Origin of the sequence: Occallatibacter gabretensis (assembly GCF_001449115.1) — a bacterium.
GTDB classification, from domain to species: Bacteria; Acidobacteriota; Terriglobia; order Terriglobales; family Acidobacteriaceae; genus Telmatobacter; species Telmatobacter gabretensis.
Genome location: NZ_LAIJ01000009.1, coordinates 311,453 through 334,777 on the forward strand (window position 1 = coordinate 311,453; position 23,325 = coordinate 334,777).

Annotated in this window: 22 protein-coding genes; 18 read left to right on the top strand and 4 right to left on the bottom strand. The window is 56.2% G+C overall.

The features are described from left to right. Window positions 1-123 precede the first annotated feature (123 nt). The 3 genes from VO84_RS07645 to VO84_RS23300 all read left to right on the top strand — a co-directional run bounded on the left by VO84_RS07645 (window position 124) and on the right by VO84_RS23300 (window position 2,796). Window positions 124-747, top strand: a complete 624-nt coding sequence (locus VO84_RS07645; protein ID WP_058187021.1) for a TetR/AcrR family transcriptional regulator — start codon at window positions 124-126, stop codon at window positions 745-747. A gap of 320 nt (window positions 748-1,067) precedes the next feature. After that, window positions 1,068-2,366 (top strand): hypothetical protein, encoded by a 1,299-nt coding sequence (locus tag VO84_RS07650; protein WP_058187023.1) that lies wholly within the window; start codon window positions 1,068-1,070, stop codon window positions 2,364-2,366. Between the two features lie 223 nt (window positions 2,367-2,589). After that, window positions 2,590-2,796 (top strand): hexameric tyrosine-coordinated heme protein, encoded by a 207-nt coding sequence (locus tag VO84_RS23300; RefSeq protein ID WP_408033310.1) that lies wholly within the window; start codon window positions 2,590-2,592, stop codon window positions 2,794-2,796. Window positions 2,797-2,890: 94 nt separating this feature from the next. On the opposite strand, the gene VO84_RS07655 is transcribed toward VO84_RS23300, so the two are convergent. Beyond that, window positions 2,891-3,910 (bottom strand): AraC family transcriptional regulator, encoded by a 1,020-nt coding sequence (locus VO84_RS07655; protein ID WP_058187025.1) that lies wholly within the window; start codon window positions 3,908-3,910, stop codon window positions 2,891-2,893. A 149-nt stretch (window positions 3,911-4,059) separates the two neighbouring features. On the opposite strand from VO84_RS07655, the gene VO84_RS07660 reads away from it, so the two are divergent. Then, the gene (locus tag VO84_RS07660) at window positions 4,060-4,947 is read left to right on the top strand and encodes an SDR family oxidoreductase (RefSeq protein WP_058187027.1); all 888 of its coding nucleotides are present in this window, start codon (window positions 4,060-4,062) and stop codon (window positions 4,945-4,947) included. A gap of 66 nt (window positions 4,948-5,013) precedes the next feature. Here VO84_RS07660 and VO84_RS07665 read toward each other — a convergent pair whose 3' ends face one another. From VO84_RS07665 to VO84_RS07675, 3 genes are all read right to left on the bottom strand, one after another. Beyond that, entirely contained in the window at window positions 5,014-5,469 is a 456-nt protein-coding gene (locus VO84_RS07665; protein ID WP_058187029.1) for a gamma-butyrobetaine hydroxylase-like domain-containing protein, read from the bottom strand. A 66-nt stretch (window positions 5,470-5,535) separates the two neighbouring features. Next, window positions 5,536-6,369, bottom strand: coding sequence for a nuclear transport factor 2 family protein (locus VO84_RS07670; RefSeq protein ID WP_058187031.1), 834 nt, complete (start codon window positions 6,367-6,369; stop codon window positions 5,536-5,538). Window positions 6,370-6,460: 91 nt separating this feature from the next. Continuing rightward, the gene (locus VO84_RS07675) at window positions 6,461-7,279 is read right to left on the bottom strand and encodes a sulfite exporter TauE/SafE family protein (RefSeq protein WP_058187033.1); all 819 of its coding nucleotides are present in this window, start codon (window positions 7,277-7,279) and stop codon (window positions 6,461-6,463) included. 144 nt (window positions 7,280-7,423) lie between these two features. Here VO84_RS07675 and VO84_RS07680 point away from each other — a divergent pair, with 144 nt between their 5' ends. The 14 genes from VO84_RS07680 (at window position 7,424) to treY (ending at window position 23,325) form a co-directional block, all read left to right on the top strand. Next, on the top strand, window positions 7,424-9,493 hold the full coding sequence (locus VO84_RS07680) for a PP2C family protein-serine/threonine phosphatase (protein ID WP_197413950.1): 2,070 nt from the start codon (window positions 7,424-7,426) through the stop codon (window positions 9,491-9,493). A gap of 126 nt (window positions 9,494-9,619) precedes the next feature. After that, window positions 9,620-10,837 (top strand): glycoside hydrolase family 172 protein, encoded by a 1,218-nt coding sequence (locus VO84_RS07685; RefSeq protein WP_197413951.1) that lies wholly within the window; start codon window positions 9,620-9,622, stop codon window positions 10,835-10,837. Window positions 10,838-11,033: 196 nt separating this feature from the next. Next, window positions 11,034-12,320: an Nramp family divalent metal transporter gene (locus tag VO84_RS07690; RefSeq protein ID WP_082661823.1), complete on the top strand. Its 1,287-nt coding sequence runs from the start codon at window positions 11,034-11,036 to the stop codon at window positions 12,318-12,320. Window positions 12,321-12,500: 180 nt separating this feature from the next. Further along, window positions 12,501-13,373: an STAS domain-containing protein gene (locus tag VO84_RS07695; RefSeq protein ID WP_058187039.1), complete on the top strand. Its 873-nt coding sequence runs from the start codon at window positions 12,501-12,503 to the stop codon at window positions 13,371-13,373. A gap of 3 nt (window positions 13,374-13,376) precedes the next feature. After that, window positions 13,377-13,772, top strand: a complete 396-nt coding sequence (locus tag VO84_RS07700) for an STAS domain-containing protein (protein ID WP_058187041.1) — start codon at window positions 13,377-13,379, stop codon at window positions 13,770-13,772. Next, window positions 13,756-14,157, top strand: a complete 402-nt coding sequence (locus VO84_RS07705; RefSeq protein ID WP_058187043.1) for an anti-sigma regulatory factor — start codon at window positions 13,756-13,758, stop codon at window positions 14,155-14,157. The genes VO84_RS07700 and VO84_RS07705 overlap by 17 nt, the downstream gene beginning before the upstream one ends. A 36-nt stretch (window positions 14,158-14,193) precedes the next feature. After that, on the top strand, window positions 14,194-15,171 hold the full coding sequence (locus VO84_RS07710) for an ATP-binding protein (protein WP_058187045.1): 978 nt from the start codon (window positions 14,194-14,196) through the stop codon (window positions 15,169-15,171). Next, window positions 15,168-17,303, top strand: coding sequence for an ATP-binding protein (locus VO84_RS07715; RefSeq protein WP_058187047.1), 2,136 nt, complete (start codon window positions 15,168-15,170; stop codon window positions 17,301-17,303). Before VO84_RS07710 ends, VO84_RS07715 begins: the two co-directional genes overlap by 4 nt. Further along, complete coding sequence (locus VO84_RS07720; RefSeq protein ID WP_058187049.1) at window positions 17,296-18,762, top strand: ATP-binding response regulator; 1,467 nt, start codon at window positions 17,296-17,298, stop codon at window positions 18,760-18,762. Before VO84_RS07715 ends, VO84_RS07720 begins: the two co-directional genes overlap by 8 nt. 300 nt (window positions 18,763-19,062) lie before the next feature. Next, window positions 19,063-19,212, top strand: a complete 150-nt coding sequence (locus tag VO84_RS22100) for a DUF3309 family protein (protein WP_082661825.1) — start codon at window positions 19,063-19,065, stop codon at window positions 19,210-19,212. 176 nt (window positions 19,213-19,388) lie between these two features. Further along, complete coding sequence (locus VO84_RS22785) at window positions 19,389-19,556, top strand: hypothetical protein (RefSeq protein WP_197414082.1); 168 nt, start codon at window positions 19,389-19,391, stop codon at window positions 19,554-19,556. A gap of 2 nt (window positions 19,557-19,558) precedes the next feature. Then, window positions 19,559-19,831, top strand: coding sequence for a DUF3175 domain-containing protein (locus VO84_RS22105; RefSeq protein WP_082661826.1), 273 nt, complete (start codon window positions 19,559-19,561; stop codon window positions 19,829-19,831). A gap of 190 nt (window positions 19,832-20,021) precedes the next feature. Next, window positions 20,022-20,612, top strand: coding sequence for a DUF892 family protein (locus VO84_RS07725; RefSeq protein WP_058187051.1), 591 nt, complete (start codon window positions 20,022-20,024; stop codon window positions 20,610-20,612). Window positions 20,613-20,670: 58 nt separating this feature from the next. Then, window positions 20,671-23,325, top strand: a complete 2,655-nt coding sequence (gene treY / locus VO84_RS07730; RefSeq protein ID WP_058187054.1) for a malto-oligosyltrehalose synthase — start codon at window positions 20,671-20,673, stop codon at window positions 23,323-23,325.

A 23,325-nucleotide genomic window follows, 5' to 3' on the forward strand; every position in this document is an offset into this window, starting at 1 on the left:
TTGTCTCCTCTATTGCGTATCACTTCGTTGGCATGCTGGATGCTGTCCCTGAGGTTGCGAACAAGCTAATAACTTACACCGTAAGCTTTCATTGTGGAATTGTCAAGCCTTACAATGTAAGTAATGGCTTATCCCAAACTTCTTTCGTCAGAAGAGATCCTGAAAACAGCTGTGCACCTGGTGGAACATGGAGACGCCGACGGGCTCTCGCTAAGAGCCGTTGCGGCGGCGCTGGACGTCAAGGCGCCGAGTTTGTATCGCTACTTCCCGGATAAGGAAGCGCTGGAGTTAGCGGTCGCCGCGGAGATACTGAACGTGATGCTGGTCGAGTTCCAGACTGCGTCCGCAAGCGCTGATCCGGACACCAAGTTTAGAAGAGTGGCGGATGCATATCTGCGCTTTGCGCGGGAGCGATTCCCGCTCTACGCGTTTGTCGTGCAGGACCGTCCCGAAAGATATGGGTCAAGAGCGGGCAAAGCCGTCTGGAACCTTCTGCTGGAGGCCGCAAGCGGCGTCTCCGGGCAGCCGGACGACACCTCTGCTGCTGTTGCTACCTGGGCCTTTCTGCATGGATACGCCACTCTGGAACATTCCGGCGCGTTCGGAGCATCCGGGCCCAAAGGCGGATTGGAGCGAGGTGTAGAGGCGTTCCTGAGCAACTTTCGCAGTCGCGCCAAGTCCGTTCGGAACGAACATTCGGCGCGAGCGGAAGACGTTCGACGGCGGAAGAAAAAGCCATTGAGCTAACGATCAGTCCTGAGTCCTGTTTTCTCTCAATCCAGCCGCACTCCAGTCGCCGTAAATATCCCACCCGTCGCGCAAAGAACCCGCGATGAATGGGGCACCCGGCAGAAGTGATCCTCCTTGCCCGATGAGCGGCTGACAAAATATCACTCATCGAGATTCCGCCATGACTGGAATTGTTTGTCCGTTATGCTGACGGTGTGGGTTCTCGTTCTATCTTTATCGTCCTAGCAAAACTCCAGTGACTGATCTGTGTTTGTACGGGATGCCGGAGTGCGGCGACCGCTACGATCTTCGCACCTGCATCTTTCGGGGAGAATCGAATGCACGGGATAAGCCAGCGTGGATTACTTGCCGTATTTCTGGGAACAATCTTGTTCCTGGCCGGGGTCTGTGCCTGCGCCCAGGAGATGGCCGTAGGGGTGAATGCCGTCAATCCCTTGCGTGCCAGCGTGACCAATCAGAACGCTCTGCTTGACCAGCTCAAGGCAGCCGGCGTTCACGTGATTCGCTGTGGCATCTCGAATGACGACAAGGGGATTGACTTTGCCAAACGGGCCGCGGCTCACGGCATTCGCATCCAGTTGATCATCAGCCCGGAGTACGCTACGGGTGCACCATCCCGACCTTACCAGCCTGAACAGTTTCCGCAGATGTGGGGTGGGCATCCGCTCTCGTATGCCGATCCCGCTCTCTCAAAAGCCGCCTTTCAAAAGCTCTTCGACAGTCTGGACGCCGGCAATCTGCAACTTGCGGGCGTGGAGCTTGGCAATGAGATCAACTGGGCGGCATTCAATCCTGAGTTTCCACTTCCAGGCGAAGGCAAAATCCTGAGCCTGCAGGATATGGATCACGATCCGGAGGGCAAGGAGATTGCCAAAGGTTTTCTTCAGTACATCAAGATCCTCGCCGTGCTCAAGGAGGTGCGCGATCACTCCCGGCTGAACCACACCACACCGATCATCTCCGCCGGTATGGTGGACGCGAAGGATGGCGACAAGCTCTATAACAACAAGAAGGAAGATATGGTTGGACTCGCGGCGACGATGACTTTCCTTCGCGCGCACGGGCTCGACGCCCTTGTTGACGATTATGGAATCCACAGCTATCCGTCGAGCGGGCAGCCAGGGAACCCGGCGGCGGCAGCCCAACGGCTAGCCCGTCTCACCACCATTGATCTGGCCGCGTGCCGCACCAACGGCTCATCGGATGGAAAGCCCTGCTGGATCACGGAGTGGGGCTTTCCCAATACCGATGTCTCTTGTCCGGGGAACGAAGCAGGCCGCACGCTTCTCATCGAAGAAGTGCGTCATGACTTCGACCAGTTTGCAGCCGAACACCGGCTTGCGGGCATCGACTATTTCTCGTGGGACTCTGACCCCTGGTCGAAGACGGTTGACGCCGATAGTGTGTACCGCTGCGGCAAGCTGACGGAGAGCGGTCGCCAAGCGGTTGCCCCCGCGGGCAAGGACGCGGCTCCCGATCCCACAGCGACGCTTCGCATCCGGGTGGGTGTTCCGCTGGTTGCGCGTGGACCTGCACCGGATATCGCTGACGCCGCGTTTACCGCGATCCAGCTTCCTAACGGGATTCGCGCCCATCGAATCTCGCTTTCAGAGTGAAGATATTCACGTGTGCGAGAAGGCGCTAGCGCATAATCTACTTGACTCGGCAAGATCGTATTACAGGTAGCCAACCTATTGTGATGAGGCCGCACGAGAGACGCAGTTGTTAGGTACCAAACATTGGTAGAGGAGGGCCAAAGCTTCTTCGCCACACAGTGATAAGGAGAATGCCCATGAATCGCGTACCTGACACAGAACTAATTCTGATTCCCGGTGGCACATTGATAACAGCGACAGCGAGGCAGGGCGTGCCCTTGCAATCACGTTGGCGCGTCACTCGATTCACAACATTCAGCCGGACCTGGATGTGCTGAAGGCAGGGCGACCGATCTACGCAACAAATCCGGATAGCCTGATGAGAGCAAGCCAAGTCATAGCAATAGAGTTTCAAACAATCGCCGCGGCCAACAACTATTGGCGTCCCTAATACTTTCCGCAGATGATTGCAGTTACGCCGGCGAGAACGTGCACAGCGATGTTTGCTAAGTGCGGTGCGGTGTGGCTGCTGCGGAGCGCTGCGATCAATACCCGGCAACCAGTTCCGGCTGTGGGGTGAGTTGCGGAACGCTTTTGGAGGTGGGCGGGCAGCCTCGGGCGTATTGGCGGGGGGAGCAGCCCATGGTTCTTTTAAAGGCTGTGCTGAAGGCGCTTTCGGATTCGTAGCCCAGGGAGAGCGCGATTTCTGAGATGGAGTTGCGCGTGTTGGCGAGCTTGTCTGCGGCGACGAGCATGCGCCAGCGGGCGAGGTATTCCATGGGTGAGCTGCCTACGGTCTCTTTGAAGCGCTGGGCGAAGCTGGAGCGCGACATGCCTGCTTCTTCGGCCAGGTCCTGGAGGGTCCAGTGGCGGGCTGGGCTTGAGTGCATGGCCTGGATGGCTGCGCCGATCTGCGGGTCGGCGAGAGCGGAAAGCCAGCCAACTCTGTTATCAGGACCGGATTCGGAAGCGGTGTGGGAGGCATCTGCGATGTGAAGGCGCAGGGCCTGCACAAGCATCATGTGGGCGAGATGCTGGACGACGAGGAAACTGCCGGGGCGCGGATCGCTGAGCTCCTGGCGCATGCGTTCGAGCGACCAGCGCATGGCGGATTTGTCCGACTCATGGCGGATGTGCGCGATGGTGGGAAGGACATCGAGGAGGATGCGGGCGTGACCGCCGGTGAAGGCGAAGTGGCCGCCGACGATGCAGCACTCTCCTCCGCCGTTGATGATGGCGAGACGGCCGTCGGTCAGCCTGGGTTTGCAGGCGAGCAAGGTGCGGAAGTCCGTGGGTGGCGTGGAAAGATCTGTGGCAAGGCAAAAAGGCCGGCCATGCGGGAGCAGAAAGCAGTCGCCGGCGGCGAGGCGAACTGGCTCATGGACACCTTCAACGACCAGCCAGCACTGGCCGGAGACGACGGCGTAGCACTTGATGCCGTCATGGCGGGGAAACTGGATGGAGAGTTTTCCGCCGACGTCAAAGCCGCCGGCGACGTAGGTGTGGGGCTTGAGGAGCGAGAGAACGTCGGAGAGTGGGTCGAGTACGTCCGTCAGCGGCTGCATCTATATATGACTCCTAGCGAGAGATGATTCCTATCCGGCCTGGACGATTGCGAAGGTATTACGGATTTCCAAGTATAGATCGTACGCCGTTTGAGGACTATTTTGCTGATAGTGAGGCTGCAGAAGCGGCTTTTACAGGAGATGCAATCATGCGTGTTTTTGTTACAGGTGCTGCGGGATTTATCGGCTCCGTCCTCGTTCCTGAGCTGCTCAGCGCGGGGCATAGTGTGCTTGGCCTCGCACGCAATGACGCCAATGCCAAGAAACTTACTGAGGCCGGCGTTGAGGTGCTCCGCGGAGACCTTACAGACCTGGCCAGTCTGCGGGCCGGGGCGGAAAAGTCCGATGCCGTGGTCCATCTGGCCTTCATTCATGACTTTTCGAAATTTGCGGAAAACTGCGCCATCGACAAGGCAGCTATCGAGGCGATTGGCGAAGTGCTGGCCGGTACGGAAAAGCCGCTGCTGACGACGGGCGGGTTGGCGCTGATGGCCGATGGCCGCTCTGCCACGGAAGACGATCAGCCCTCACCGCGCCTTCCGCGCGAGTCCGAGGCGGCAACGGATGCGCTGGCGCAGCGCGGCATCCGCGCCTCTACGATGCGGCTTCCCCAGGTTCATGATCCAGTGAAGCAGGGGCTTATTACCTACGTCGTTCAGATTGCCCGGGAGAAGGGTGTCTCGGCGTATGTAGGCGAAGGGCTGAATCGCTGGCCCGCGGCGCATGTTCTGGATGTTGCCCATCTCTACCGGCTTGCGCTGGAGAAAATGGAACAAGACAAGGGCGAAACGGGCCGCAAATATCATGCCGTGGCGGAAGAGGGTGTGACCATGCGGGAGATTGCCGAGGTGCTTGGCGAGGGGCTGAAGGTGCCCGTGGTGAGCATTTCGCCGGAAGAGGCACAGGCGCATTTTGGCTGGATGGCGATGTTTGCGGGGCTGGATATGCCGGCTACCAGCGAGCTGACGCGGCAGAGGCTGGGGTGGAATCCGACTGGCCCGGGGATGATTGCGGATCTGAAAGCGATGAAGTACTGAGCGGAAGAGGGTTGCGATCCCAGGTCTCAAAAGCGAGACCTGGGGCACCCATTGGCCGGTGTTGCGCTAGTTGGGCGCGCCGGTGAGTTTGGTGGCGGCTAGTTGGCACTCGCCGCAGTGGCAGTGACGGCGGAGATATTCCCATGAGTAAATGCCAGAGGAGTGGCCGTCCTGCCAGTTGAGCTGGATGGCGTAGCGGCCGACGGCCTGCGCGCTGTTAGGTTTGGCGGGCGGCGTGTACATGGGGAGCAGGTCGCCTTTTGCGGCTTTGGGCTGGCCGGCGATGCGGCCTTCTTTGGCGCGCTCGTCAATGCAGGTGGCGCAGGGGCAGGCATTACGAAGCCATTTGAAATCCCATGCGCTCTTATGGCCGTCGGCCCAGTCGATTTCGAGACCGCGGCCTTCGGTGATGAGCACGCGTACCCTTGCGGGCGTCATGGCGGTGCGGCTCAGCGGCTTCTGTGCCGCTTCGATGCGCGCCTGATCTTCGGCGCTGACGAAGCGGATTCCTTCGTGGCTCATGTACCTATTTTAAGGGACTGGAGCCTGCTATCGACTTTGCGAACGTTTTGGATGAGGTTACATTGCTCACTGTTTGGCTTGATCAGGAGCGGCCTCGTGGTCGTAACTGATGGCTCGTGTCAGCTGCCATGCGCCATCGCGATAACGCCATACAGTGATGAATTTAGCCTGGCCATCGCCTTCCGATGGTTGATTCGGATGGGTGAAGCGATGCATCCCGATTTCGACAGCGCCATAGTGCGCCAGAGGATGGACCTCTAATGTCCCGGGCGTAAGCTCGCGATGCACTTTGCCGCAGATGTTGTTTTGAATTGCCTCAAGAAAGGGGGCTTTGCCAACGGCCAGGCCTGTCTTGTCGTGATAGAACTCAAGGTCGTCGGCTACCAGCTTACTCATGGTGGCAAGATCGCAGGAGTTGTAGGCATCAAATAACTGCTTGTCGAGAGCCGCTACATTGGCAAAAAGCTGATCGGGGGCGTGCGGCACAGGCTCTGGTGTCTTCCATTCTGCGTCGGCGCGGCGCGTATCAACTACGATTTGCGTGCCGGGATCGGTGGGGATTCCTGTAACGCTGCCACTGAGATGGTCGCCTGCAAGCTTGAGGTCAAAGTGCACGGCGCTGCCTGCACTCGCGGCAACATCGAAACTCACATTCGGTCCGTCCACGTGAGCGTTCGTTATAGGCGACATCTGGTTTGGAGCACTGCCGGCGCTGCCTGAGAGCGTTCCATTCTCCAACTTGAGTTCAAGAAAGGCGCGGTCCGGATCGACGGTGCCGTCTGCGTGGACCATGTCGAAGACACCTGACCACTTTCCCGCTGGTGAAGGAATAGAAGTTTGGCTGATGGCCGGCAGTACAGCAGCCGCAAGCAGACAGGAGAAAAAGTATTTCAAAAGCATGGCAGGCGCCTCCGTTGTATGGTGCCTACGATGTCTGTGAACAGAAAGTTCCGTTTATTCGGGGCTATACATCAGCACCAGTCACTTACTTTTACTTTCCGCTGTTTTTCCAGAAGAACCATGCGGCCATGCCGAAGCCGATGATGATAACGGACGCGCGGAGCACCCTGGGTGGAACGAAGCGGGCGAGGCTGGCGGAGGAGTAGCCGCCGATGGCTGCGGCGACCATGGCGAGGAGGCAATAGCGCCACTCGACCTGACGGCCGACGACGAAGATGACGAAGGCGACGCCGTTGGCCATGGTGGTGGAGACGACCTTGAGCGCATTGATCTCATTCATGTCTTCCATGCCGAAGACTGAGAGTAGGGTGATGATGAGGAAGCCTGCGCCTGCGCCGAAGTAGCCGATGTAAAAGCAGACGATGGCGGTGAGGAGGAAAAGAAGAAGGCGCGGCGGATCGGGTTTGGCTCCTAAGGTCTTGCCTTTTCTCTTATCGAGTAAGCGCGTGACCGGGCCGCTGGCGGCGAAGATCGTAGCGGAGATGAGCAGGAGCCATGGGACGAGATGCAGGAAGGTCTGCTGCGGCGTGTTGAGCAGTACGATTGCGCCGATGGTGCCGCCGACGAGGCCGCCGATGCCCATGAGGATTGCCAGCCGCAAATGTTTGCGCACATCGTGCCGGTAAGCGGCGATAGAGGTGAGCTGGCCGGGCCATAGCGCGACAGTGTTGGTGGCGTTGGCCTGCACGGGAGGGATGCCGGTGCCGAGCAGAGCGGGAAAGAGCAGGAAGGAACCGCCGCCGGCGACTGCATTGAGGGCTCCGCCGAGAAATGCCGCGACTGCGAGCCAGATTAGGCCCCAGTTGAGGAATGCGGATGGTGAGAAGACAAAAGCGGCGAGATGGGTCATTCCGATTTGATTTTAGATGGCGGAGAGCAGTGAGCCGCCGCTGCTGAATGATGGGGATACTTCTGCATTTCATGCTTTCGCGTGCGGCAGCGGAAAGGTATGCTTGCTGACATGCTCCGGTTACTGCGCTGTTTTCTCCCTGTAATGGGATTACTCTGCCTTGGTGTGTTTGCGCACTCGGCTCCTGCAGTGCCTACTGCGTCGAGTGTGCCGTCGAGTTCTGTGCTGAGCATTGAGGCTCTGGGCAAAGGTACTGCGCCGATTGGCGGCAAGTGGCAGTTTCATATTGGCGACAACGCGGCATGGGCGCGGCCGGATGCGCCGGATGCAACGGGCGTGGACGGATGGGAGCAGTTGACCGCCGACTCCTCGTGGGGCGCGCAGGGGCATCCTGCTTACGCGGGCTACGGCTGGTACCGCAAGCATCTGCACCTGACGCCTGCTGCAGGCACAGACGGCAATTTCGCTGTGTTGATTCCACAGATCGACGATGTGTACGAGATCTACTGGAACGGGCAGCTGGTGGGCAGGAACGGAGGGTTTCCCCCGCACCCGAAATACGTCTACCTGGGGCCTCAACATACATTCGGAATTGGCGCGGCGCGCGATGGGGTGCTCGCTGTGCGGGTGTGGAAGGCTCCGCTACAGTCGTTTGACGGGGCAGAGATTGGCGGCTTTGAAGCGGTGCCGCTGGTTGGCGGGATTGAGGCGATTGCGGCGGCCAAAACAGTGGACGACTACGCGTGGCTGCGCAGCCAGCAGTTCCGGTTTGGACTCAATCTGCTGTATGGGCTCATTGCATTGCTCGGCATTTGGATGTGGCTGCGCAACCGGCGGCAATGGGTGCTGCTGGCAGTGGCAGCGTATTGCGGCGCCCATGTGGCAACTCTGCTGCTTGAGATGCTCAGGCTGGCAATCCACGAGCCCACGGAGCTGGGCGCTATCCAGCTCGTTCTCGGCGCGCAGGATGTGGGCTTATGGTACATGCTGCTGTTCCTGTTCCGACTGGACCGAGCACCGAAGCTGGCGCGCTTTACCCGCTATCTGGCGATTGTGGATTTAGCCGCGTTTGTGGTGGAGGCAGGCTTAGCGGTTCTGGATTGGAGCCACCCGATGGTGGCGCCATGGGTGCAGGGAGCGGATGGGTTCTTCACGGCCATCGTTACCATTACCGAGATTTACCCGCTCGTACTGATTTTCTTTGCGTTGAAGCGGCGGCTGGATGGGGCGCGGTGGTTCCTCGCCATTGCTGTCACTATTGATGCGCTGCTGAGCGAGCTGCGCATCGCCTTTGAACAGGGCAGCCGGTTTACCAACTGGCATTTCGGCGAGAAGCTAAGTGACCCCTTGTTTACGCTGAATGGCAACAGCTTTACGCCTTCAGTACTGGCCGGCACGTTGCTGCTCGCGGCCATTGTGAATGCCTTGTATCAGGCAGTCCGCGAGACGGCACAGAAACAGAGCGCCTTGGAACGCGAGTTCCAGAGCGCACGCGAGTTGCAGCAGGTGCTGATTCCGGAAACTCTGCCGATGCTGCGCGGCTATGGCGTGACAAGCGCGTATCGCCCGGCGGAAGAGGTGGGCGGCGACTTCTTCCAGATGATTCCGCTGGAGGGCCACTTTGCGGGCTCCATGCTGGTGATGATTGGCGATGTGAGCGGCAAGGGACTGAAGGCCGCGATGACGGTATCGCTGATTGTGGGCGCGGCGCGCGCGCTGGCCAAGACCAGTTACAAGCCCGGCGAGATTCTTGCCGCTCTGAACGCGCAACTGCATGGGCGAATGAACGGCGGCTTTGCGACGTGCGTGATCATGCGGCTTTCCGCAAGCGGACGCTGCACTGTGGCGAGCGCGGGACACATGGCTCCGATGCTGAATGGCAGCGAGATTGAGATGAACGGCTCACTACCGCTCGGGATTCTGGCGGAGACGCAGTATGAAGAAGCGGCAGTCGACCTGCGTGAAGGCGATCACCTGGCGCTCTACACGGACGGATTGCTGGAGGCGCGCACGCACAAGGGTGAGTTGTTCGGCTTTGAGCGATTGAAGGAGATGTTTGCCGTGAAGACGGATGCGGCGCAGGCGACCGAGATGGCTGTGGAATTTGGCCAGGAAGACGATATTACGGTGCTGACGGTGCGGAGGCTTGCCGCAACTGAGGAATCGACTACGAAGATTCATACACGCGTGATGCCAGTGGTGGGCGCGCGCTGAGTTTTCTCTAAAAACAAAAACCTGTATATGGCTGTGCGGCGCGCGCTTCCCGTTGGGATATGATGGCTCGTGTTTTGCGCTGCTTGATTTTTGGCGGCTTAAATGAGCTTGCGAGGAAACCGGGCTATGAGTGATTTGGGGAGTGATCTGCGCAACACGCCGACACGGCGCAGGTTGTTAGGCACGATGGCAGCCGCCGGCGCGATGCTTGGTTTGAATGCCGCACCTGGTATGGCTGAGGGCGCGGCTGAGGGTACGGCTGCGAGCGAGAAGAATGAAGCTGCCGAAGATATGCTCTCGCTTTCAAGGTTGCGGAGTTACAAGACGCGGCGCTCGTCGAGTTGGGATCGCAGCGGCGGCAATGGAGACGCGAGGCGTATAGAGCCGGGGCAGTCGTTGACGCTGCTCGATGTGACGGGCGCGGGCGTGGTCACACACATATGGTTCACGATCGATTCCAAGGATCCGAATCATCTGAAGAACCTGGTTCTGCGCGCGTGGTGGGATGGCGAGACCACGCCGTCCATCGAGGTACCTGTCGGCGATTTCTTCGGATTGGGGCTGGGCGAGTATTTCACCTATCAATCCGAGCTGCTGACCGTGGCTCCGATGAAGGCGCTGAATGCGTACTTCGAGATGCCGTTTGCGAGCGCGGCGAAGATCACAGTGACGAACGAGGGCTCACCCCGTACGGACAACTTCTACTTTGCGATGGACTATGTGACGCTTGCTTCCCTGCCGCACGACGTGGGCCGCTTCCACGCGCAGTACCGGCAGGAAGCGCCATGCAAAGGCTGGACGAACGATTGGGTGAATAACGGAACCCCTTTGGTGAACGACAAGAAAAATCTGAACGGCGAGGGGAACTACGTGTTTCTGGAGGCCACGGGCCGTGGACACTTTGTGGGCGTGACGCATGCCGTTATCCAGAACCAGAATGGATGGTTTGGTGAAGGCGACGACATGATTTTTATTGATGGTGACGCGCTGCCTACGATTAACGGCACCGGCACGGAGGATTACTACAACGGCGCATGGGATTTTTGGGGAAAGGAATTTGCGTATCCTCACAATGGGGCGCCATATATGAAAGACGCGGAGAAGGTTGGCGGCCACTATTGCCTGTATCGCTGGCACACGGAAAGCCCTATCACGTTTGAAAAATCGATTCGGGTGACGATAGAGCATGGGCATGCCAATCATCGCTCAGACAACTTTTACACCGTAGCGTACTGGTACCAGACGGAACCGCACGCGCCGTTTCCAGCGCTGCCTAAGCCCGAAGATCGTGTTCCGCGACTGATTGCGGTAGGCGGCCCCACGACGAACCCGCCTAAGAAGTAGGCGCGACTGCGCTTGCTGAATGCCGATTTCGTCATTGCGATACAGTCATCGCTGATTCCGGTATATGGGATATGGGCCAACTCATTCCAGATAGAAGTCATCAGAGCTTTCAAGGACAGAATGGGTCACTCCTGGATCACGCAACGGGGATTTTCATGTCCTTTGGAAGGTAAGACCAGTGACTCCATCTGCGCCAATGCCCGCAAAGAGCGATCCGCCCAAGAGTGCCGGAAACACGATTGCCACTTATATAAAAGATCTCGGGCCCGGCTTAATTACCGGCGCAGCAGATGATGACCCATCTGGAATATCCACTTACTCAGTTGCCGGCGCGCAGTTTGGTTATTCAACCCTCTGGACGGCACTGCTCACCTTTCCGCTGATGGCGGCGGTTCAATTGATGTGCGCGCGGCTGGGGATGGTGACGGGCCGCGGCCTGGGGAGCGTTGTCCGCACTCGATATGCCGCGTGGGTTTCATGGGTTATATGCATTTTGCTGGTGATTGCGAACGTCTTTAACATCAGCGCGGACCTGGCCGGCATGGCTGACAGCATGCAAATGATCACCGGCATTCATGCTTATATCTGGACTCCTATATTTGCTGTCTTTATTGTGGCCTTGCTGCTCTTTGCTTCTTATCGAACAACTGCGAACATCTTCAAATGGCTGACCGTGGTGCTGTTTGCGTATTTCATTACGGCATTTCTTGCGCACCCAAACTGGTCTGCAGTTTTCAAGTCGACATTCATTCCGCGGATTGAATTTTCAAAACAGTATCTTGCCGTTCTGGTCGGATTGCTTGGCACAACCATTTCTCCGTACCTGTTTTACTGGCAGGCTGCGCAGGAGGTGGAGGAAGATCGCGCACTGGGGAAAACAACGGTTTCAGCAAGAAAGGGAGCAACTACACACGAACTGCGGACGGCGAGAACCGACGTCATCTCAGGAATGCTGCTTTCCAACCTGGTGATGTATTTCATCATTCTTACGGCTGCCGCCACACTGAATGCGCATGGCATAACGCAGATTGAAACGGCCAAACAGGCGGCTGAAGCCCTGCGCCCGCTTGCCGGCAAGGGCGCTTATCTTCTGTTTGCTTTTGGCATAGTTGGAACAGGAATCCTGGCCATTCCTGTTCTGGCGGGTTCCTGCGCTTACGCAGTCGCGGACGCGATGGATCTGCGTTCGGCTTCGCTGAATGCCAAACCACATAAGGCTCCTGTCTTCTACGCCATCATTTCCGTGGCCGTTCTTGTGGGCATCGGGGTTGATTTTGCCGGAGTGAATGCGGTGAAGATGCTTTTCTGGTCCGCGATTTTGAATGGACTGCTCGCTCCGCCGCTGGTGGTGATTGTGGTACTGCTGACAAGCGACCGAAAAGTGATGGGAAGCAAGGTGAATTCCAGGGGGATGAAGATCCTTGGATGGGCCTGCGCGCTGATCATGACGGTGGCGGCAATGGGACTCTTGATTTCCCTGTGAATTGAACTCTTCAGCCCCGTTTGGCGTGTTGCAGCGGACACCCGCCCGCCATCGTAAAACGTGCTCATTTTGCGGAATGACTGTGCTAAAACCGGCCTACATCGACAAAACTGCGCGGCCGTAGACATCTTGCTGCGATGCAGTATAGTAGGCTCTGCAGTGCAACAGGGGCGAATATCAATGAGTTCATTCCATGAAGTGATCCGAAAGAACGAAAGCAGCATCCTTGCCGGCTGGCTGGCTGAGATGGCTTCCAGCAACCGGCGCAGCGATTTGATGAGCGATGCGGAATTGCGGCAGCAAGCAACTGAGTTGCTGCGCCTGGTTACCAATGCGGCGGAAACAAGCACTGACCCCATGTCCGAGGCGTTTTCCAGCACCCGCGATTATCTGAAAGATATTGCCAAGTCCAGAATGGAGCAGGGCTTTTCTCCGGCGGAGACTGCGCTCTTCATTCTCTCCTTGAAACAACCTGTTTTCAATGCATTGCGCGACACGGCAGGCATCAGTCCCACGAAGCTTGTGACCGAAATATTGACGGCCGGCACCGTGCTTGATCGGCTGGCTGTAGAGACTGTCAACAACGCCGTTGAATTCCGCGATCTGGTCATCTCTCGCCAGCAAGAGGAGATGCTTGAGTTGTCGACTCCGGTGGTCAAGCTCTGGGAAGGCGTCCTTGCGCTACCGCTGATTGGAACGCTGGACAGCGCCAGGACCCAGGTGGTGATGGAGTCCCTGCTTTCGGCCATCGTTGAAACCAACAGTCAGATCGCCATTATCGACATTACGGGCGTTCCCACAGTGGATACGCTGGTGGCGCAACATCTCATCAAGACGATTACGGCGGCCCGCCTGATGGGTGCGGATTGCTATCTGAGCGGTATTCGGCCTGCGATCGCACAAACTATTGTTCATCTGGGCATTGATCTGGTGGATGTTCAGACCAAAGCCAAGCTGGCAGATGCATTTGCGTTGGCCTTGACTCGACTGGGCAAGACTGTTGTGAATGCCAAGCAGGTTGCTAAATCCACAAATAAGCGCGAGGAAGCATAGACGATGGACAGGATACCCATCCTCAAAATGGGAGATTGCCTGCTGGTGACCATTCAGGTTGACATGCATGACCAGCTGGCGGTTTCTCTGCAGGAAGATTTGACGGATCAGATCGCCAAACACGCTGCGCGAGGAGTGCTCATCGATATTTCCTCCCTGGAAATTGTCGATTCTTTCATAGGACGCATGTTGGCCAATATCGCGGCCATGTCGCGCGTGCTGGACGCGCAGACTGTGCTTACCGGCATGCAGCCCGCAGTAGCCATCACGCTGGTGGAGCTGGGTATGACACTTCCCGGCATCAGAACGGCGCTCAATGTGGAGCGGGGCATGGAACTTTTGCGGGGATATATCCAGAAGGATGACGAACTCCAGGAGAACGATGGTTCTGAAGAGTGACGTACACCCTATCGTTGGCTCCGATGATGTCGTACGCGTACGCCAGGTAGCGCGGCAGTGGGCAGCGGAGCTGAAATTCAGCCTGGTGGATCAGACCAAGCTTGTGACCGCAACCAGCGAGTTGGCGCGCAATACCCTTGAGCACGGCAAGGGGGGCAGGATGAGGGTGGAGCTGGTAGAAAATGGCGCCCGCAGGGGAATCCGGCTCACTTTTGAAGACGAGGGCCCCGGAATCGCGAATATAGAACTGGCGCTCCGCGATGGATACACTACTGGTAGCGGGCTTGGGCTGGGCTTAAGCGGCAGCAAACGGCTTATGAACGAGTTCGACATCAAGAGCGAGACGGGGCGGGGTACCACCGTAACGGTCACTCGCTGGAAGTAGCGGCCTCTTTTGCGCCATACACATAGATCCATCGCGATGACCGATCGCAGCTCTGTTGGAGAAGCCCGGCGCGCAGCGCTGGCAGCTGCGCAATCGCTGGGTTTCTCTGAATCACGGCGCAACGACGTCGGCATTGCAGTCACTGAAGCCGCTACCAACATCGTGCTGCACGCGAATACCGGGGAGTTCCTGATCTGCGCTGCGTACGGCGAAAATAGTTCGTATCTGGATTTGCTGGCCCTTGACAGCGGCGCCGGCATCTACAATGTTCCGCAGGCGTTTGAAGACGGTTATTCGACCGTCGGGACCGCGGGGCAGGGATTGGGCGCGGTCCAGCGGCTCTCGGATGTATCGTCTCTGTATTCTCTACCGAATCGTGGCACAATTTTCTGGAGCCGCTTTCAGACGGGAACGACTGTCGCGCCTCTGCTCTACGGGGCTGTCAGCATTCCAATGAAAGGCGAAGCTGTTTGCGGCGATGGATTTCTTGCTCTTCCGGGCAAATCGAGGTCACTTTATATGATGGTGGACGGATTGGGACACGGAGCACATGCCGCGGAAGCGGCAAAAGAGGCCGTCCAGACCGTTGGTGCACATGCGGGCGAGAGCGCAACGGAGATTATCGCCATAACTCATGACGCTTTGAAAAAGACACGCGGCGCGGCTATGAGCGTGGTTTTAGTTGACCACGAACGTCACACCCTGACCTCTTCCGGCATAGGCAATATCAGTACAGTCATCGTCCAGGGGGCAACAACGCGAAACGTGGTTTCGCAGAACGGTACCCTGGGCGCTGTATTGCCGCGCATTCAGGAGTTTACCTATCCATTCGACCCTCGCTCCATGCTGCTGATGCATTCAGACGGAGTGGGCACAAAATGGTCTCTCGCCTCCTATCCGGGTTTGCAGGCTCGCCATCCGCAACTAATTGCGGGACTGCTGTATCGGGATTTCAGCCGACATCGGGATGATGCGAGTGTGCTGCTTGCATCGCTGGGCGGAGAAGCCGCATGAGACACAAACTCCATTCCATAGCACTGGCAAACGAGCAGGACGTGGTGAGCGCCCGTCAGAGGGCCCGATCCATTGCTGAAGCGCTTGGATTCGATCATCACGACCAGATTCGGATTGCCACTGCCACCTCAGAGATTGCGCGCAATGCCTTTCGCTATGCGCGCGGCGGCGATGTTTCTTATGAGGTTGATCCGGAAACGAGCATCTTTCGAATTATTGTCACCGATAAAGGTGGAGGCATTCCTCATCTGGACAAGGTCATGGGCGGCTCTTACCGTTCCACGACCGGCATGGGCATGGGCATTCTTGGCACCAAGCGCCTGATGGATGAGTTCTCCATTGATTCCAGCTCGTCAGGCACTCGCGTGCTCTTCGGTAAGCAGCTTTCGGCGCAAAGCCGCCCGATCGATTCGGGAGTTCTGCAAAGCGTCTCCACGGTGCTGGCGCGCCGTCATCCGGCCACGCCGCTGGATGAGTTGCAGGTCCAGAATCGAGAGCTGATGAAGACGCTGGATGAGCTCCGGGAGCGGAAAGAGGAGCTGGCGCGCATCAACGCGGAGTTGCAGGATACCAACCGCGGCGTCGTGGCTCTGTATGCAGAGCTCGATGAGCGTGCAGATTATCTGCGACGCGCCTCTGAGCTCAAGACCAGCTTTCTCTCCAACATGTCACATGAGTTTCGCACGCCGCTCAATTCCATGCTGGCGCTTACGCGCATGTTGCTTGACCGCATGGATGGCGACCTGACACCCGAACAGGACCAGCAGCTTCGGTTCATTCAGCAATCTGCGAAAGAACTCTCAGAGATGGTCAACGACCTGCTTGACCTGGCCAAGGTAGAAGCCGGCCGTCTGGAGGTGAAGCCAAACACCTTTGAAGTGGCAGAGCTTTTTGGAGCCTTGCGCGGAATGCTCAAGCCGCTTCTGGCCGACAACTCTCTCAATCTGGTTTTTGAGACCGCGGACAATTTGCCGCCACTGTTCACCGACGAGCAAAAGGTCTCCCAGATTCTCCGCAACTTCATCTCCAACGCCATCAAGTTCACGCCTCGTGGTGAAGTCCGGGTCCGCGCTCGTCAATGCGATGACCGGATCGAGTTCTCTGTGACAGACACCGGTATCGGCATCTCCGAAAGCGATCAACACATTATCTTTGAGGAGTTTGCGCAGATCGAAAGTGCTTTGCAAAAGCGGGTGAAAGGTACGGGATTGGGCTTGCCGCTCTCGCGCAAGCTGGCGCAATTGCTCGGTGGATCGGTTGACGTCGAAAGCACCGTGGGTGTGGGATCTTCCTTCCGGCTTATCGTACCCGTTGTCTTTCCTGGAGCGGCGCGAACTGAAGAGCTCGCGCTCCCGCAGATCGACCCGGACCGAAAGCTGATCCTGATCGTCGAAGACAACCCTGAGACGGCATTTGTTTATTCCCGCTACTTGAACAACGCCGGATTTCAAACGCACGCAGTGGCTGCTCTGGAAGACGCCAGATCAGTGCTGGCCAAGGTCACTCCTGCCGCAATTATTCTCGACGTGCTGCTTCGCTCAGACACCTCGTGGACTTTTCTGCGCGAGCTTAAGGCCAATCCGCGATCGCTGCCCGTACTGGTGATGAGCGTGGTGAACGATGAGCACCGCGTTTATGGACTCGGCGCTGACGCTTTTTTGACCAAGCCATTTGTCCCGGAACAGATGATCAGCGAAATCGTGCGACTTACCTCCGTTTCCGGCAGATTGCGCATCCTAATGATCGATGACAATGAAGTGTCGCGCTATTTACTGCGCGAGAACATTGCGGAGGGCCAGTATGAGATGTTCGAAGCACGAGACGGACGCGAAGGGCTGCGCCTTGCAAATGAGATCAAGCCGTCACTTATATTTTTGGACTACTATATGCCGGATTTGAATGGAGCACAGGTACTTCGTGATCTGCGAAGCACGCCGGAACTGGCGCATGTTCCCGTCGTGGTGCATTCTACGAAGGTATTTGACGAGGCGGAGCTGCGCTTCTTCCGCGACCAATCCGTCACTATCTTTCCGAAGCAGGCTCTTACCCCTCCTGACTCGGCAATCCGGCTTAGGGAGTTGATGCACGCTCTTACTGCACATGCCGAAGCCGAGAAGAGGAGTAATGTCTGAGCGGCTCCATGGTGGACGTGTCCTGGTCATTGACGACCAGGAAACAACCCGTTATGTCTTCCGCCGTATTCTCTCCGGCGCAGGCTACAAGGTTACAGAGGCAAAAACGGGGGCCGAGGGCCTAGCTAAAGCGCTTGAAGACCCCGACGTCATCATTGCGGACGTGAATCTGCCTGACATGCTGGGGTACGATCTCAGCCGACGCCTTAAATCCAACCCTGCGACATCTGCAATTCCCGTGCTTCAGATTTCCGCATCCTTCATCAGCGATGAGAGCAAGGCGCAGGCACTTGAAGGCGGCGCTGATTCGTACCTGGTGCAACCGGTTGTTCCTGCGATCCTCATTGCCCAGGTTCATGCATTGAGCCGCCTGCGAAAAGCCGAAGTATCGTCGCGACTTTCAGCGCGACACTGGCAAACGACGTTTGACGCACTGAGCGATGGGCTAGCGCTCGTCAACCCCGAAGGTGTAGTAATTCGCGTCAATCAATCGCTCCTGCGGCTTCTGGACGTCAACCATTCAGAAGCTGAGGGAAAAACCGTAGCGGAAGTTTTTGAACTTAGGTTTGACATCCCTTTTGCAGATTTCATTGCGAATAGGACGCTTGGCCAACCAATGGAGCTTGCTTACGGCAGCCGCTGGTTTCGCGTGCGCTATGACAAGGTGAGTGCTGATCCACGGCAGGAGGATGGCTCTATTCTTCTGCTAACCGAAGTTACTCACCAGAGAAAGCTGCAGGAAACGTTGAAGATGACCGAGCGTCTTGCGGCTACGGGACGCCTGGCTCATGTCATCGCGCATGAAATTAATAACCCTCTGGAAGCCCTTGCGAATTTACTGTATCTGATTCACGGCAGCCCGTCTCTGGATGAGATGAATCGCGAATTTGCAGCGAAGTCGTTAACGGAGCTTGAGCGAATCAGCCAGATCACAAAACAGATCCTCGTCTATCACCGTGAATCGAAGCAGCCTATGCTGACGGATGGCACAGATCTTCTACAAGGCGTGCTTTCCATGTTTCGTCCCCAAATGATCGTCAATCACATCGAGCTCCGTGCGCACTTCAAATCTTCCCGTCCGGTTTGGGTTCACCCTGGCGAAATGCGACAGGCATTCAGCAATCTGGTTTCGAATGCATTGGACGCAATTGGAGACAGTGGCGGGACATTGCGCGTTCGATGCATTGACACGACAGACTCCGAAACATTGCGCAAAGGCGTGCGCTTTATCTTCAGTGACTCCGGTTGCGGCGTTTCACAGGACGCACTGCCACACATCTTCGACGCCTTTTACACCACCAAGGGTCTGAAGGGCTCAGGAATCGGGCTATGGCTGACCTCGGAGGTCATCTCCAAACATCGCGGGCGAGTTCGCGCACGATCTCGAACAGATGGTTCTTACAGAGGCACGTTATTCGACGTGTTTCTGCCCCAGCGTGGGCCAGACGACTTAATCTGACTCGGATAACTCAGCCTCCCTGGCTCGGATAGTTCTGCCTCAAAGAAGCTATGACTGACATGAATTCAGAGTGAGAATGATAGTCGGCGCGTGTTTTGCGCAGAGCAGCGCTTACGCAACTTATTCGAGTTAGTGCGCATCTGAGGTCCAGCATATTAACTATCAGCCACCAGCACATAGTCCTGTGCAATCCAAAAAGAGAGCCAACTAAAAAGAGCGCTGGATCATCGGAATTAACGATAGAGCGATCAAATATGATCAGGCTCGATCGAAAAACACGTAACTTACAAGGAGCCAACCATGACGATACTTTTGATTATTCTGATCCTCTTGCTCATTGGAGTAGTTCCCGCGTGGCCGTACAGCCGCAGTTGGGGACCTTATCCAAGCGGAGGTATTGGCCTGATCGTGTTGATCCTCGTGATCCTTATGTTGCTCAGGGTCTTCTAAACGTTCGCCGAGCCCGCGCTCGACTCTTAAATGAAAAGTCCGGTTTCTCCATTACCGTCCGGGCTTGTAAGTGATTACATCGCTCGACGAACGAAGATGATCACAACATTAACCTGCCTCTCTGAGAGCGTTGAATGCGCTCAGAGAGGCAAAAACATTTGAGGAGCAGAAGAGATATGATTCGCAAACTCAAAACGGGGCAATATCGTCTGTATTCGCGCAAGAAAGATGAGGCAACAGGCAAGCGCCGTAACCTGGGCACCTTTTCAACGCTGGAGGGAGCGCGGCAGCACGAGCGCGAGGTTGCAGTACTTCAAACGACACTAACCATTTTACCGAGGTAGTTATGGCACATACTGCGAACAAATGGTCAGGTAAGGTTAAAACGGATTCCACGCATCCCCCTGAGGGATTGTTCAACAAAGATCCCGAAACAATAGCCCGCACTCTGGCGTCAAAAAAGGTCTCGCCTAAGGGGCCAGGCTCGGGAATGCGCATGCTGACATTTTTTATCAACCGGGCTGGCAAAACTTTGAGCGCTTCCAGAAAATCTGCTCTCAAAAGGGCTAAGAAGCTTCTTTCAGAGCGAGTGAACGCTGCACATGCGCGCGCGAGTTGAGAATGTTTCGTCAAGCAACAGAATGTCAGGGTCCACCATCCTAGCCGCTCAGGAAGAATACCTCCGATGAACGTAACGACGTGGGTCTGGTAGATAACAAACCGCATGGCCGCATTTCCTTAGGGTGTCTTGCTCCGCAAAGAAGCAGGCGCGCACTGGGAAGTGCAGCCAGGTTTTCAGGGAGATAGCTATGAACATGAAACTGGTCGTCGAAAAACTTCCGGATCTTTCTGCACTCTACATCCGGCAATTGCGCCTGCTGCTTTCCGGCGAAGAAATGATTGCAATCAAGCTCCCTTTCTTTCGCGAGAGCGCAACGGATCCCGAGCTGATCCAATTTTTTCAAGCAGCGATCCATGCAAGTGAGTCGCACTCGGGGGAACTCAGAGGATTGCTCAGTGACTCAGTTGAAGGGTCCAGCCCATTGAAAAGCAAGGTTGTCTACGCATTGTGCGATGAAGCGGAAGACCTGGTTGAAGCGGCCGGGCATCCTTCCGTTCGCGACGCAGTTCTGGTTGTAGCGGCGCAGCGAATCAAGCATTTCCAGATTGCGACGCATGGCGCTGTACGCCAATACGCGCAGGATCTGGGACACGAGCAGGAAGTCCAGATGTTCGACGAGATTTTACGCGTAGAAGGCCGTCTTAGCCGGCAGTTGTCTGCGATTGCCGCGAGAGTGAATTCGAAAGCCGTAAAGCCGGATATGGAGCCTCAGATCCACGATTTTCCTGGTGGACCTGTAGATACATCTGAAGTGCATGTAAAGAAACTTCTCAACTGATCGCCTAATTTACGCGCCGCTCGCAAACCTCATTGGCTGTATAGCATCCAATGAAGCTATGACAGGTACGATTGCGTCTTGTTACCGGCTGCAGCTTCATACCGGCTTTACATTTGCGGACGCCGCTCAGGTTGCCGGCTATCTTAAAGAACTGGGGCTTTCACACGTCTACTGCTCTCCATACCTCCAATCTGCCAAAGGCAGCCAGCATGGCTATGATGTTGTCGATCAGCAGAAGGTAAACGTCGAGATTGGAGGGGAGGAGGGACATGCGCATTTTTGTGCATCCCTGAAAGAACTTGGCCTGGGACAGATTCTCGACATTGTACCCAATCACATGGCCACCGGCCCTGGAAATAAATACTGGTGCGACGTGCTGGAAAATGGCGCATCAAGCCGATTTGCAAGCTGGTTTGATATTGATTGGAATTCGGCCGAAGTAAAGCTGCAAAACAAAGTACTGATTCCCGTATTAGGGGATCAGTATGGACGCGAGTTGAGCGCGGGCCGCATCGCCATCCACTATGACGGCGAATCATTTCAAGTGCGCTACATGGGTCATGCTTTCCCGCTGTCACCTATCTCTCTTGCAGCTCCCTTATCAATGGCAGCAGAAGCGATCAATGCGCCTATGCTCGGTTTCATTGCCGATACTCTTGGGCGGCTTCCTTCACCTGGAACGGATGAGCATGAGTTGCGCGTCGCGCGCCACCGCGACAAAACAGTTCTCTGCGAGCTGCTTCATCGCTACCTACAGGAGAATCCTGGCGGATCGGAAGCGATTGAAAATGCTGTAGGCGTCCTCAATAAAGATTATGACGCGCTGGACGCCATCTTAAACCTCCAACATTACCGGTTAGCTTATTGGCGAACTGCCGATCAGGAGCTTGGATACCGACGTTTTTTCGACGTCAACACTCTCATTGGTGTCCGGGCTGAGCGCCAACATGTCTTCAACGCAACCCATCGCCGAATTCTTGAGTGGCTTCGCAGTGGCGTTCTCGATGGGGTTCGCGTGGATCATCCCGATGGCTTGCGCGATCCGGAGGAATATTTTGCGCGATTGCGTGCCAGCGCCCCAGAGGCGTGGATAGTGGCCGAAAAGATTTTGCAGCCAGGAGAATTTCTGCGCGCCAGCTGGCCCATTGACGGCACCACTGGATACGACTTTCTAAATGTTTGCAATGGAGTCCTGATCCATAGTGAAGGGCTTAAAGAGATCACCGACATATACCAGAAATTTATAGGCGAATTGCAGGATTTTGAAGCGCTTGCCCACACAAAAAAGCTCGCGGTACAACAGGAAGCCTTAGGCAGCGACGTGAATCGCCTGACTCAAGAGTTCGTAGAGATTTGCGAAAATAATCGCGACCGGAGGGACTACACTCGAGCCGAAATCAGGCGAGCCATCCGTGAGGTTGCGGCATGCTTTGCGGTGTACAGAACCTATGTGATCCCGCAGAGAAATCAAATTACCGATGAAGATAGAAGTGAAATCAGCAATGCTGTCTCGATCGCGAAAATCCGCAGAACGGACGTGGACCCGGGCTTGTTCGATTTCATCGGCGACGTTCTCTCACTGCAGTCGCGCGGAGAGAAGGAGACAGAATTCCTGCTTCGCTTCCAGCAATTCACTTCGCCTGTCATGGCGAAGGGCGTGGAAGACACGGTCTTTTATTGTTTTAACCGGATGATTGGCTTGAATGAAGTGGGCGCCGCGCCGGGCCGCAATGGCGTAGCCCTGGACGAGTTTCATGCGTATTGCGCCAAAATGCATGTCGAGCATCCGCAAACAATGAATACCCTTTCAACACACGATACGAAGCGGTCGGACGACGTGCGCGCACGGTTGGCAGTATTAACGGAGATGCCGGGCCAATGGCGCGGATTGCTCCGCCGATGGTCGCGAATGAACCGTCAGTTCAAAACAGGCCAATTTCCCGACTCCAACACCGAATATTTTCTATATCAAACGCTCATTGGTTCGTGGCCCATTTCGAAAGAGCGAATTACGGCATACATGGAGAAAGCTGTACGCGAAGCAAAACAAAATACCAGTTGGACGCAGCAAAACAAGGAGTTTGAAGATGCCCTGCGGCACTTTATCGAGCAGATATTGGATTATCCGCAATTCATTACAGAGCTTGAGAACTTTGTAGCCCAGATTCTTCTGCCGGGCAGAATCAACGGTCTCGCGCAAACCTTGATCAAGTTCACTGCGCCTGGTGTTCCGGATACATACCAGGGGAGCGAATTATGGGATCTCCGGCTGGTCGATCCTGACAATCGCGGCCCGGTTGACTACGAAGTCAGACGATCGATGCTGGCTGAACTTCAGGCGGGAATGCCAGTGGAAGAAATTCTGAAAAGAATCGATAGTGGAATGCCAAAGCTATGGGTGATCTACAAGGCATTACACCTTCGGAGAGAGAGACCAGACTGTTTCAATAGGAATTCATCTTATAGTCCGCTAACGGTGGAAGGATCAAAAAAGGAGCATCTTATCGCCTATCTCCGCGGAGAGTCGGTGGCTGTAGTCGTGAGCCGATGGAACGCCAGACTCGCTGGGAATTTCGCATCGACGGTAGTACAGATCCCAGGAGGACGGTGGAATCATCTTCTGACCGGCGAGAGTTTCGATGGTGGCTCTCTACGAGCCCAGAACCTATTGCGTAGATTTCCAGTGGCGCTTCTGGTTAGGAGTGAAGAGTAA